The sequence below is a fragment of the uncultured Maribacter sp. genome, from assembly GCF_947496775.1.
Classification (GTDB): Bacteria; Bacteroidota; Bacteroidia; order Flavobacteriales; family Flavobacteriaceae; genus Maribacter_B.
In genome coordinates this window covers 31,931-44,775 of the sequence record NZ_CANMDU010000001.1, presented here as the reverse complement: position 1 = coordinate 44,775, position 12,845 = coordinate 31,931, and the positions used below count along the sequence as shown (strand labels likewise).

The 12,845-nt window shown below is 32.0% G+C and carries 13 protein-coding genes; 8 read left to right on the top strand and 5 right to left on the bottom strand.

The window, feature by feature from the left end; genetic code table 11:
- Positions 1-43: 43 nt before the first annotated feature.
- Together Q0856_RS00195 and Q0856_RS00190 are read right to left on the bottom strand one after the other, a co-directional pair.
- Positions 44-418, bottom strand: a complete 375-nt coding sequence (locus Q0856_RS00195) for a PUR family DNA/RNA-binding protein (RefSeq protein ID WP_298472735.1) — start codon at positions 416-418, stop codon at positions 44-46.
- Between the two features lie 81 nt (positions 419-499).
- Complete coding sequence (locus Q0856_RS00190; protein ID WP_298501522.1) at positions 500-2,260, bottom strand: ABC transporter ATP-binding protein; 1,761 nt, start codon at positions 2,258-2,260, stop codon at positions 500-502.
- Positions 2,261-2,442: 182 nt separating this feature from the next.
- Here Q0856_RS00190 and nusB point away from each other — a divergent pair, with 182 nt between their 5' ends.
- From nusB to yajC, 3 genes are read left to right on the top strand one after another with little or no spacing between them, the layout of a single operon-like run.
- On the top strand, positions 2,443-3,390 hold the full coding sequence (nusB, locus tag Q0856_RS00185; RefSeq protein WP_298472728.1) for a transcription antitermination factor NusB: 948 nt from the start codon (positions 2,443-2,445) through the stop codon (positions 3,388-3,390).
- Positions 3,391-3,432: 42 nt separating this feature from the next.
- A complete protein-coding gene (locus Q0856_RS00180) occupies positions 3,433-3,909 on the top strand; it encodes a DUF1573 domain-containing protein (protein ID WP_298501520.1) in 477 nt (158 codons plus the stop codon).
- Positions 3,910-3,937: 28 nt separating this feature from the next.
- The gene (yajC, locus tag Q0856_RS00175) at positions 3,938-4,231 is read left to right on the top strand and encodes a preprotein translocase subunit YajC (RefSeq protein ID WP_298472723.1); all 294 of its coding nucleotides are present in this window, start codon (positions 3,938-3,940) and stop codon (positions 4,229-4,231) included.
- 79 nt (positions 4,232-4,310) lie between these two features.
- Here the strand turns inward: yajC and Q0856_RS00170 are convergent, their stop codons facing one another.
- From Q0856_RS00170 to pepT, 3 genes are read right to left on the bottom strand one after another with little or no spacing between them, the layout of a single operon-like run.
- Positions 4,311-5,840 (bottom strand): phospholipase D family protein, encoded by a 1,530-nt coding sequence (locus Q0856_RS00170; RefSeq protein ID WP_298501518.1) that lies wholly within the window; start codon positions 5,838-5,840, stop codon positions 4,311-4,313.
- A gap of 27 nt (positions 5,841-5,867) precedes the next feature.
- The gene (locus Q0856_RS00165) at positions 5,868-6,470 is read right to left on the bottom strand and encodes a DUF1801 domain-containing protein (RefSeq protein WP_298501515.1); all 603 of its coding nucleotides are present in this window, start codon (positions 6,468-6,470) and stop codon (positions 5,868-5,870) included.
- A gap of 4 nt (positions 6,471-6,474) precedes the next feature.
- Positions 6,475-7,701, bottom strand: a complete 1,227-nt coding sequence (pepT, locus tag Q0856_RS00160; protein WP_298472717.1) for a peptidase T — start codon at positions 7,699-7,701, stop codon at positions 6,475-6,477.
- A gap of 165 nt (positions 7,702-7,866) precedes the next feature.
- Here pepT and Q0856_RS00155 point away from each other — a divergent pair, with 165 nt between their 5' ends.
- From Q0856_RS00155 to Q0856_RS00135, 5 genes are all read left to right on the top strand, one after another.
- Complete coding sequence (locus Q0856_RS00155) at positions 7,867-8,307, top strand: hypothetical protein (protein ID WP_298501512.1); 441 nt, start codon at positions 7,867-7,869, stop codon at positions 8,305-8,307.
- Between the two features lie 86 nt (positions 8,308-8,393).
- Positions 8,394-9,437 (top strand): quinone-dependent dihydroorotate dehydrogenase, encoded by a 1,044-nt coding sequence (locus Q0856_RS00150; RefSeq protein ID WP_298472710.1) that lies wholly within the window; start codon positions 8,394-8,396, stop codon positions 9,435-9,437.
- A gap of 437 nt (positions 9,438-9,874) precedes the next feature.
- Positions 9,875-10,501 carry a LysE family translocator gene (locus tag Q0856_RS00145; RefSeq protein WP_298501511.1) on the top strand — a complete coding sequence of 209 codons (627 nt, stop codon included), beginning with the start codon at positions 9,875-9,877 and terminating at the stop codon, positions 10,499-10,501.
- 29 nt (positions 10,502-10,530) lie between these two features.
- The gene (locus Q0856_RS00140) at positions 10,531-11,397 is read left to right on the top strand and encodes a hydroxymethylglutaryl-CoA lyase (protein WP_298501509.1); all 867 of its coding nucleotides are present in this window, start codon (positions 10,531-10,533) and stop codon (positions 11,395-11,397) included.
- A gap of 153 nt (positions 11,398-11,550) precedes the next feature.
- Entirely contained in the window at positions 11,551-12,756 is a 1,206-nt protein-coding gene (locus Q0856_RS00135; protein WP_298501507.1) for a DUF4856 domain-containing protein, read from the top strand.
- The last annotated feature ends 89 nt before the right edge of the window (positions 12,757-12,845 follow it).

Sequence of the window (12,845 nt, the reverse complement as noted above, 5' to 3'; positions counted from 1 at the left end):
TGATATCAAAGAGCCGTTAGGTATATTATATGTATGTTTTTACTTAAATATCATCAAAACTTACATCGGTAAAATTTTCAGAAGGAGTAGATTCTTGATTGTTACTTATTTCTTCTTCTTTTTTAAAGTCTTTCTGATGTCTTTCCGAAATAACTTCAGACCCTTTTTCGTTTATAATGAAGTCCATCATTTCTTCTACATTTTCTTTAAAAGCCGTAAAATCTTCTTTGTATAAATAGATTTTATGCTTTTTGTAATGAAAAGTTCCATCGTCATGAGTAAATTTTTTACTCTCCGTAATAGTTAAATAATAATCTCCTGCTTTGGTGCTTCTAACATCAAAAAAATAAGTTCTTCGTCCAGCTCTTAATACTTTTGAATGTATTTCTTCCTGATCCATTAAATCTCTATCCGCCATTTGGTCTAGTTCTAAATTATTTTTAATAAGATAATAATTCTATAAAAATGAAAAAAAAAAGCGAAGCTAACAAATCATTTTTTAACTTTCTTTTTCTGAAAGTTGATTGCTATATAGTTCTTTGTAGTAACCTTCTTGGTTATTAAGGGTGTCATGGGTTCCTTCTTGAATAAGTTTTCCGTCTTCTAAGACTAAGATTTTCGAAGCATTTTTTGCTGAGGAAACTCTATGGCTAACAATAAGTGTTGTTTTATTTTGCGAAGCTTTTTTAAGGTTATTTAAAATTTCTTCTTCGGTTTCTGTATCCACAGCAGACAAGCAGTCATCGAATAAATAAACGCTAGGTTCTTTAAGTAATGCTCTTGCTATAGAAACTCTCTGTTTTTGTCCTCCACTTAATGTAATGCCCCTTTCTCCCAAAATTGTTTCATAACCATTTGTAAAATCGGCAATGTTATTATGAACCACTGCATTTTTAGCAACAGTTACAACTTCTTCATCTGTAGCTTCATCTTTGCCAAACTTAATATTGTTTTTAATGGTGTCGGAAAAAAGAAAAGCGTCTTGTGGTACAGCTCCAATATCTTTGCGTAAACAGTGTAAATTTAAGTTTTTAATTGGCTGGTTATCTACTAAAATTTCTCCAGAAGTAACATCATAAAGCCTTGCTATTAAATCTAAAATGGTAGATTTTCCGGACCCTGTTTTTCCGATTATAGCAACAGTCTCACCATTTTCAATGGTAAAAGAAATGTTTTTTAGAGCTGTAATATTGGTGTCTTCGTGAGTAAAACTTACGTTCTTAAATTCAATCTTGCCTAATATAGGAGTTGTTGTTGTTGTTGTTGTTACAGTATTTTTAATAGAAGGCTCTTCTTTTAAAAATTCATTTATCCTTTTTTGCGACGCTTCTGCACGTTGAATGATAGAGGTTAACCACCCTACAATGGCAACTGGCCAGGTAAGCATATTTACATAAAGAATAAATTCTGCAATTAATCCAAGACTAATTTCATCATTAATATATTGTTTTCCTCCAATGTAAATAACAAAAAGATTACTTATGCCAATAAGAAGAATCATAAGTGGAAAAAACCATGCGTTGACCTTGGCAAGATTCATGCTTTTTTCTTTGCCTTCCGCTGCTAAATCTTCTAAATCGTTATTAGTTTGGGGCTCTAATGAATATGCTTTTATTACAGATACACCAGAAAACACTTCTTGCGTAAAAGTAGATAAAGAAGATAAATAGGTTTGTACGATAGTACTTCGTTTATGTATAATTTTACTAATTTGATATATTAAGATAGATAGTATGGGTAACGGAATTAAAGTATACATTGCTAATGTAGGAGCTTTAATAAACATTAAGGGTATAAGACAAGTAAATAGGGTCAGGGTTTGTATACCATACATTATAGCAGGTCCGCTGTACATACGAACTTGGTTTACATCTTCGCTAATACGGTTCATTAAGTCACCTGTTCTGTTCTGTTTGTAAAAATTCTGACTTAATAATTGGTAATGGTCAAAAATTTCATTCTTAAGGTCAAATTCAATATATCTGGAAATATTAATAATAGACTGCCTCATTAAGAAAGTAAAAAAACCAGATAGTAATGCAGCTCCGATAATAATAAAAATGTACTTTAATAGAATAGATTCGGCTTGTTCCGAAGAAATAAGATGTGCCGTAAAATCATCAAATACCGAAATAGATTTATTTACAAAACTGGGAAGAACCAACTGAAAAACTCTAGCAATGATAGTTATAACAATTCCTATTGCAAGTTTTTGCCAGTATTTTTTAAAATGTTTATTTAAATGTTTTAATTCTTTCATTGGCGAAACAAAACGAGATATTACAATTTTAGTTTATTAATCTGCCAAAGATAACTTTTTGCATTCTAAACAAATGTTATAAAATACATAAGATAATTAGAAATGTTATGTTCGCATTTTAAAATAGATGCTTACTTTTACACGCTGAAAGTTTAACCTATTTATTTTTAAGTTCTTTTAACATGCTTACACGAAGACATATTAGGGTAAAAGTAATGCAATGCATTTATGCCTTGATCCAATCTAAAGATGATTCTTTAGAGAAACAGAAAAAATTTCTAGACGTAAGTATAGAGAATATGTACAGTTTGTACTTACTATTATTAGGCCTATTGATTGAAGTTCATCAAATGGCAGAAAACCAATTAAACCTTTCCTCTAAAAAATACTTAGCTAATGCTAGTGATGATTTACCGTACAAAGAAAAGTTTATTGCAAATAAAGTATTGCAACAGCTGGTTAATAATGAGCAGTTAAAGGAGGAGTTGGAGATTCGTAAATTAGATAATTGGTATTTAAATGAGGAGTACGTTAAGTTAATTTACAAGAATATTTTGGAGAGTGATATGTATTTAAAGTATATGCATACAAGTGAAAACTCTTATGAAAAGGATAAAGAATTAATAGTAGGTTTATTTAAGGAGATTATTGCTCCAAATGAAAAAATTTACGATTATTTCGAAGATGATAAGCTAACTTGGGTAGATGATATTCCTATTGTAAATACATATTTGTTAAAGCATTTTAAGAAGGTTAAAGAAAATTCTAGAGATTCTTTTTTCTTGCCTCGTTTAGTAAAAGATGATGAGGATATGCAATATGCTCAAAAATTACTATCCAAAACGTTGTTAACAAATGATGTTTTAGAAAAAGAAATTGAAGGGAAAACACCAAATTGGGATAAAGATCGTATAGCAGGTATAGATGCAATCCTATTAAAGATGGCTATTTGTGAGTTATTAAACTTTCCTTCTATTCCAGAAAGGGTTACAATTAATGAATATTTAGAAATAGCGAAGGAGTATTCTACACCAAAAAGTAGCATTTTTATTAATGGTATTTTAGATAAGCTTACAAAGGAATATAAAGAGGCAGGAAAGCTTAATAAAATTGGTAGAGGTTTATTATAAAATATTTTTCTAATTTTGAATTAAATAAAAAAAACGAAAACAATGAAAAAAACAGTACTAATAGCAGCTATGTTTTCTGTAGTTGCATTTATTTCATGTAAAGAGAAAGCATCTAATAAAATTAAATCTGAAAATGTTGCTATTGCAGCAGAAAGAGATGAGGCAGCAAAAGCATTGCCTATCATGTCTTTTGATAAATCAGAACACGATTTTGGTTCTATTATCCAAGGTACGCCACAAGAAACGGTTTTTACTTTTACCAATACGGGTACAGGACCTTTAATTATAACAGATGCAAAAAGCAGTTGTGGGTGTACTATTCCTGAATACCCTAAAAATACGCCAATTGCTCCTGGTGATTCGGGGAAAATGACGGTAAAGTTTAATGGTTCTGGACAAAACCAAGTAACAAAAACGATTACAGTTACAGCAAATACCGAAAAGAAATCGGAGATTTTGCGTATTAAGGCTTTTGTAAATCCAAAAGACGGAGCTCCAGTTGGCCCAACAGCACATTAAGAATAACTAATTATTTAAATACATACCCATGGGTGATATAGGACAGTTTCTTCCAATGATTTTAATTTTTGTTGTAGCATATTTTTTTATGATACGACCGCAAATGAAAAGACAGAAAGATGAGCGTAAATTTGCCGAAGAATTAAAAAGAGGAGACCGTATAGTAACAAGAAGTGGATTGCACGGTAAGGTGGTAGACTTAAATAGTAAAGATTCTTCCGTAGTTATAGAAACAATGGCTGGAAAATTAAAATTTGATCGTTCTGCTATTTCTGCGGAAATGAGTAAAAAATTAAATACTCCTGTTGTAGAAAAGAAATAACAGTAATATAATTGTATAAAAACAAAAAAACATCGACTTTATGTTGATGTTTTTTTTTGTTTTAAGATTACATAGATATCTATAAAATATCTTTCGGTAGTACTTTTCTTGTCCATGTTTTAACTCTTTTATAAACACTTACTTTAGAATCTGGATTAAAGTTTAATGTGGTTTCCCAAGAGTTTTCTGGCTTAAACTCTTCTTCCATGCCTTTTAATACATTATCTGCTATCTTTTTAGAATGAATAATAGTAATGCACTCTGTATTTAAATTAGCACTTCTCGGATCCAAATTAAAGGTACCAATAACAGTAGTTTTGCCATCTATAACCATAGATTTTGCGTGCAAACCGAAAATAGGTTTATAGTCTAATTCTTCTTGTAGTTCTCCCGTCATTATTTTTACACGTTCAGCAGCATCTGGTCTAAATTCGAAAATACGTATTCCTGTTTGTAGCAACTCTTTGCGGTCTGTTTGGTAGCTGCTAAAAGCCTCTACGTTATCAGTCGAAGCTAAGCTGTTTGTAAGGATTCTAACTTTTACACCACGTTTAACAGCTTCTTTAAATAGGTTTTTACTAAGTTCAGATGTTATTAAATATGGGGTTTGTATATCCACAGTTGATTTAGCTTTTTTTACCAGCTTTATAAGCTTACTTGTAGTGATTCCTCCTCCTCCAAGACCACTTTCACCATCGTTTTTGCCTGGAAAATCAGAAACAAAGGAAATAGAATCTGTCCAAACTAAATTATCAGATTTTTTTAAATCCTTAAATGTTTGTGGTAGTTTTTTAATTTTAGAACGTACCTGCGGCCAAAAATTTTCGGGGTTGCAAGCATATTCGTGCAGCTTAGAAAAACGATTAGTATCCGCTATGTTTTTTGGTAATTCCTTTACTAATTTCGATGCAGAAATACTTAAGTTGCTTTCCCAAAAAGTAGCAAAAGAAGCATTTGCTTTTTTGGTTTCTTTACCTAAAAGAAGGATATCTCTATCTCTAAAATTATATTCATGATCGTAATCAAAGTATTCATCTGCAATGTTGCGACCACCTGTTATAACGACTTGGTCGTCAACAATAAATGTTTTGTTGTGCATTCTTTGATTTGCAGAACGAAAATCTGTTGCAAATTTTCCAATTTTCTGAAAAAGATTCTTGCCTAAATTTACGCCAGGGTTGTAAATTTTAATGTCAATATTTTCATGAGAGTCTAGTGTTAGAATATCATTGAAACCAGCATCTACCATAATGTCATCTATTAAAAGGCGCACTTTTACTCCACGATCCGCAGCTCTTACTAGATAATCGCAAGCGATTAAGCCAATATTATCCGTAGAAAATATAAAGTATTGAATGTCTATACTTTTTTCAGCATTTTCGCATAGCCATGCTCTAGTAACCATTGCAGAGCCACCATCTTCTAAAACATAAACTCCTGTCTTTTTTTTCATAAGCGGCTGTATTTCTTCTAATGCGGAAGAAAGGGATGTAGAGCTATCTCTTTGAATGTTTTGACAGTAATTCGTATTTGCCGTTGTAGTATTCTTTTCTTTACAAGAAAATATTAGTAAGGTGAAAAAAAATAAGTAATACTGTTTTGTATTCATTTAAAGGTTTTAACTTAATTTTTTAGGCTAGCAATTTCGGTATTTATCATTTAAGCCAATTCCTTTTTCTATTAAAGGAATAATTTTTTCTAATCTAGATATTTTAGTTTTTTCTTGTTTTGCTAAAGAAATATACTCGGCGTATTCTTTTTGTTTGTAGGGAGGTAAAGAAATAAAGGATTTATGAGTCTTTGTATTGCTCTTTAGCGCTTTTGTAAGTAGCTCCGGAATTACTAGAGCGGTAGGCTCTTTTTTTGTTGGGATAAGTTTTAATCCTTTCTTTTCATTGGCAATAGCTTCTTTGCAATAAGCTAAAACAACTTCCGGATTTATTATATCCGTTGATGAAAATTTCCATTGTCGCATTGCTTTTGTTTTGCCTTCTTGGGCATTACGCAGGACTTTATTTGGATCACTTAAAAAGACACCATTAAAAAACCAAATTCCGTAATGATTTTTAAACCTACCAATTGACAAAACATTTTTGTCATCTATAGTGTAAGTAGGTGTGCTCCATTTAAAAGTTTCTTTTAAATTGGTAGATAAAAGTATTTTACGAAGCTCCTGAATTTCTTTTTTAAAAGCGTGTTCTTCGGAAAAATAAGCTTTTAATTTTTCGGAAGTTTCCATATTTTTATGCTTTAGCAGCAGTAATTTCGCAAATTTTTACGATAACACCAACTGCCTGTACCATACTTTCCGCTGGAATGTATTCGTATTTTCCGTGAAAATTATGTCCGCCCGCAAAAATATTGGGGCACGGCAGTCCCATATAACTAAGTTGAGAACCATCTGTTCCTCCTCGGATTGGTTTAATTATAGGTTTTATACCTATAGATTCCATTGCTCTTTTTGCAATTTCTACGATATACATAACGGGTTCTACTTTTTCTCGCATGTTATAATACTGGTCTTGGATATCAATAGAAATACAGTCTCCGTGAATAGAATTTAATTTTTCAGCTATTTTGGTAACTAAGACTTTTCTTTCTTCGAATTTTTTTCGATCATGATCGCGTATAATTAATTCAAATTGTGCGTGCTCAATTTCACCTTGCATATGATGAATATGAAAAAAACCTTCTCTACCTGTTGTATGCTCTGGAGTTTCTTCCATTGGTAGAATAGACATAAACTCATTGGCAATATTAATAGCATTTACCATTTTGCCTTTAGCATATCCAGGATGCACACTTTTGCCTTTTATAGTAATTTTAGCACCCGCAGCATTAAAATTTTCATATTCTAATTCTCCAATTTGGCTTCCATCCATCGTATATGCCCATTGTGCGCCAAATTTTTCCACATCAAACTTATGCGCACCTCTACCTATTTCTTCATCTGGAGTAAATGCAATCCTTATTTTTCCATGTTTAATTTCGGGGTGTTTAATAAGGTATTCCATTGCAGTAATAATCTCGGCAATTCCTGCTTTATCATCAGCTCCTAAAAGAGTGGTCCCATCTGTAGTAATCAAAGTTTGGCCTTTATAAAGAAGTAAATCTTCAAAATAATCAGGAGAAAGAATTATATTTTGTTCTGCATTTAATACAATGTCCTTTCCATCATAATTCTTTATAATTTGTGGGTTAACATTAGTTCCAGAAAAATCCGGAGTAGTATCAAAATGAGAAATAAAGCCAATGGTAGGAACGGGTTTATCTATGTTGCTAGGTAGTGTAGCCATTATATAGGCATGATTATCTATAGTAACATCTTCTAGACCAATTTGTTTTAACTCAGAAACTAGTTCTAAGGCTAAATTCCATTGTTTTTCGGTACTTGGAGTGGTGTTAGATTCAGGGTTACTTTGAGTATCAATTTTAACATAACCTATAAAACGGTCGATAAGCTGCTGCATTCTTATTTTTTTTAGTCAAAAATAGGGTTTATACAGTATAAATTATAATATTGTATTAGCTTAAAACAACATTTAACGGTGTTTTTTTGGGGTAGGGTGTAAGGTAAACCTGTCGGAACAAATGTATATTGTAGGTTAAAGTCATTTTTATATAAAAAAGATAAGATGAAAATTATGAAAGATGTTGTTGTTATTGTTTTGTTTTTAATTTCTTTTTATGGGTTTTCTCAAGATTGTACTTTGGATATTGGAGGAGGAAATACGGAGGTTTTGACATCCGTATTTCAGTTAAATGCAAATCAAGTAGCCAAGTTAGAAGCGTTGCAAGGAGAGTTTAAGGTAAAGGCAAAAGCTTCGCAAGATGAAATGGATAAACTTTTAGAAAAACACCCACAGAGTAGTCCAGAAGAATTAACCAAACTGGGGGAAAAGTATTCTGTTTTAGAACAGAATTTGGTGAACTTATCCCGAGCCGCTGATAAAGAGTTTTTAAAAATTTTTAATGAAAAACAATATAATAGGTATTTAGAGCTGTGTAGGGAGGCCATTAGGAAACCAATAGTGATTAAACCTATAATATATAACGATAGTATTTCTCCTAGATAAATATTAAACATACATTAAAAAAGAGGTTTGTATGGGGATATTACTCAAATTGAGTTTGTATTTTTGCATTAAATCTTTCCAAATACATGTATAAAATTTTAATTCGCCCATTATTTTTTTTGTTAGACCCTGAGCGTGTACATCATATTAGTTTTAAGCTAATAAAGTTTACCTCTAAAATTGGTTTGGGAAGCATATATAGATCTCTGTTTTTGGTGAAAGATAAGAGGCTTGAAAGGGAAGTTTTTGGTTTAAAGTTTGAAAATCCTGTTGGACTTGCTGCTGGTTTTGATAAAAATGCTGCTTTGTATAATGAATTAGCAAATTTTGGTTTTGGTTTTATAGAAATAGGAACACTAACGCCAAAACCGCAAGACGGAAACCCTAAAAAAAGATTGTTTAGGTTAAAAGCAGATAAAGCAATTATTAACCGAATGGGGTTTAATAATAAAGGAGTTTTTGAAGCTGTTGAGCAGTTAAAAAAAGAACATAAAGTACTTATTGGGGGTAATATTGGTAAAAATAAAATTACACCAAATGAGGACGCTATAAAAGATTATTTAGTTTGTTTTGATGCTCTTTTTGATCACGTAGATTATTTTGTTGTTAACGTTAGTTCGCCTAATACACCTGGCTTAAGAGAGTTGCAAGATAAGAAGCCGTTAACAGCGTTATTAAAAGAATTAAAAACGCAAAACGAAAAATATACCAAGAAAAGGAATGGGGTAAATAAACCTATTCTTTTGAAAATTGCTCCAGATTTAACCGATGCGCAATTGTTAGATATTATTGATATTGTTGCCGTAACAAAGATTGATGGAATAATAGCAACGAATACCACTATTGCAAGAGAGAATCTAAAATCTGACTTAGTAGATACGGAAGAAAAAGGAGGGTTAAGTGGTAAACCTTTAGCCAAAAGAAGTACGGAGGTTATTCGTTTCTTAGCTGAAAAAAGTAATAAAGCATTTCCTATTATTGGGGTGGGAGGAATTCATTCAGCTGAGGATGCTATTGAAAAATTAGAAGCAGGGGCAGATTTAATTCAATTATGGACTGGCTTTATTTACGAGGGACCCGCATTAGTAAAACAAATTAATAAAGCTATATTGGACAAAGGTATAGTGTAGTACTATTCATTGCTCCAATAGTCTAATACCAAAACATCCTCTGGATAGGGGGTAAAAGAGTTCTAAAAACTTTGTGATCAGTGTGTGGTAAATAAATAGCTTTATCTTCTCTACTGTTGAATGTTAAGAAAAAACAATGTGTACTTTGTTTAAACCTTCTGGGCTTTTGTTAATTCCCCACTCGCAAGAGCTAATTTCTTTAATTTTTATGCCAGATGTATTAAAAAGCACAACATGTCTTAAAGCGCTATCTATTTTTGTTTGTCCATTTTCATATTAGGGAGTGTTTCTTTTACGAAAGAGAGGTAGCTTAAAACTAAAGAGCAAATACAAATAAAAGTTTTTATAGTTTTGGATGATTTTATTTGTTTTCTGAGTAAGTTATAAAAAAAGGAAGTTAGGTTTAATTGGATATGTATTTGTAAAAAAAATAAAAATTGAATGTAGAAGTTTTAATTGGTTTTGTTGCTGCTACTTCGGTATTGGCTGTATCTCCTGGTCCGGATAATATTTACGTGCTTATGCAAAGTGTTACCAATGGAAAAAAATATGGATTGGCAACCGTTGCTGGTCTTATTTCTGGTTGCTTAGTACACACAACGTTACTTGCTTTTGGGATTTCGGCTATAATTAAAGCTAATGATAACTTATTTTTTGTGATTAAACTTTTTGGAGCACTATATCTTTTATACTTGGCATATAAAGTCTTTGTTAGTGATACAAAAATTGGTTTATCTGTACATAGTGTTCCTAAGAAAACCATGGGTGCACTTTTTAAACAAGGATTTATAATGAATGTATTAAATCCGAAAGTGACTATTTTTTTTCTTGCATTTTTTCCAGGTTTTTTATTTAGTTCAACATGGAGTACTGTAGTGCAATTTTATGTGTTAGGAGGTGTTTTTATGTTGGTTTCTGGAATAATTTTTAGTGCTTTAGCATTTCTTTCAGGAGCTGTTTCTGAATTTGTTTCTAAAAAAAAATCTACTGTAGTAGGTTTAAAATGGCTACAAATAATTGTTTTTCTGGCTATAGCAATCTATTTATTATTTTCAGATAAATAGTAGTAATTTTAGGCACCTTAAATTTATAAATGTCTAATTCTGTTAAAATAGTCGAATGTCCTAGAGATGCCATGCAAGGCATTAAAGCTTTTATTCCTACGGAAAAGAAAGTGAAATATATTCAATCTTTATTGAATTGTGGTTTTGATACCATTGATTTTGGAAGTTTTGTTTCTCCTAAGGCAATTCCACAAATGGTAGATACAGCCGAGGTCTTAGGTAGCTTAGATTTATCCAAAACAACTAGTAAACTACTCTCTATAGTAGCAAATGTTAGGGGGGCTTCGGATGCATCTAAGCATAAAGAAATACAGTATTTAGGATATCCATTTTCTATTTCGGAAAATTTTCAAATGCGAAATACGCATAAGACAATTGCACAATCTGTAGAAACATTACAAGAGATATTGAATATTGCGGATAAAGCAAATAAAGAAGTAGTTACTTATATAAGTATGGGATTTGGAAATCCATACGGAGACCCTTGGAATGTGGATATTGTTGGGGAATGGACAGAGAAATTATCTACTATGGGGGTTAAAATTTTATCACTTTCGGATACCGTAGGTTCTTCAGATGCCGAAACAATCGATTATCTTTTTTCTAATCTAATCCCAAAATACCCTAATATAGAGTTTGGAGCGCATTTGCATACGGTACCGACCAAATGGCATGAGAAGGTTAATGCGGCTTACAATGCAGGGTGCAAGAGATTTGACGGAGCGGTACAAGGATTTGGTGGCTGCCCTATGGCTAAAGATGAACTTACAGGGAATATGCCAACAGAACATGTGTTGTCTTATTTTACTGCTAAAAAAGTAGAAACAGGAGTTAATTGGATGGTTTTTGAAGCGGCATATAACAAAGCTAGTGAACTTTTTTCAACGTATCATTAAACTTAAGTTGCTTATATATAGTAGTTTGTCCTGATTTTATTTATTGTTCGTTAAGTTTATTTAGATTTATTACAAATAATTGTTGTGTATTCCAATTTTGGGATTATTTTTGCACAAGAAAATTATTTAAAACAAGTCTAAATTAATATAATAATGAAAAAAGTCTTAATTACCCTAACTGCAATAACAAGCATGCTTTTTGTTTCTTGCGATTCTGATGATAACGACGGAGGTGGTGATATAATTATTAATAATCCTGTAAATTATACTTTTGAAAGAGATGGTCAGTCTACCGTTAGTTTTGGAGGACAGACTACCAGAATAGCAATGGCAGGAGAATTAGCCTCTGCATTAAAAGATAATGCAAAGACTCAAATGGAGTTAGAAGGAATGTTTGCTCATGTAGAAGGGGATTCGGATTTTAGTGATTCAGATTTAAACGCATCAGGAAAAAGTATACGTAGTAAAGTAGCTGCTTCTTCAGATTATTTTTCAGCTAATTCAACGGAAGCAAACGCTATAAAAGCAGATTTTGATGGTTTTATAGCTAGTCAAGTTACAGAGGTTTTTCCAAATTGGGCTGTTACTGCAACAGCAGGTAATGCCGGCCAATTGCAAGAAGCTGGTGGGGGTTCTACAAGATACATTAATGGTAAAGGGTTGGAATATAACCAAGCTTTTGCTAAATCTTTAATAGGTGGATTAATGGTGGATCAAATGTTGAACAATTATCTAAGTCCTTCCGTTTTAGATGCAGGTGATAATAGAGTTAATAATGATAGTGGTACTGCAGATAAAGATGGTGTTACTTATACTACTATGGAGCATAAATGGGATGAAGCTTATGGTTATTTATATGGAGCAGAGGATAATGCTGCCATACCAGAATTAGGTGCGGATGGTTTTTTAAATAAATATTTATCTAGAGTAGAAGGAGATTCAGATTTTGCAGGAATTGCAGCAACGATTTTTAATGCATTTAAATTAGGAAGAGCGGCAATTGTTGCAAAGGATTATAAAGTTCGTGATGAACAAGCAGAAATTATTAGAGAAAATATATCTAAGGTTGTAGCAGTAAGAGCGGCGCATTACTTGCAGTCAGGAAAGTCCGTATTAGGAATTGATAATGCAGCGGCATTTCATGATTTATCAGAGGGTTATGGATTTGTTTATAGCTTACAGTTTACACGCAAGCCAAATTCAACAGAGGCATATTTTTCTAAGGCAGAAGTGGATACCTTTTTAGAGCAATTAACGGAAGGTAATGGTTTTTGGGATGTAACTCCTGAAACGTTAGATTCTATTTCGGACGAAATTGCAACAGAATTTGGTTTTACATCAGCACAAGCTGCAAACTAGTTAGTAGAGCTTTGAAATCTCTGTTAACGGTTTAAAAAACTAAGTAGTTGTTATGCGCCGGCATAACAACTACTTTTAGTATTTTTGCA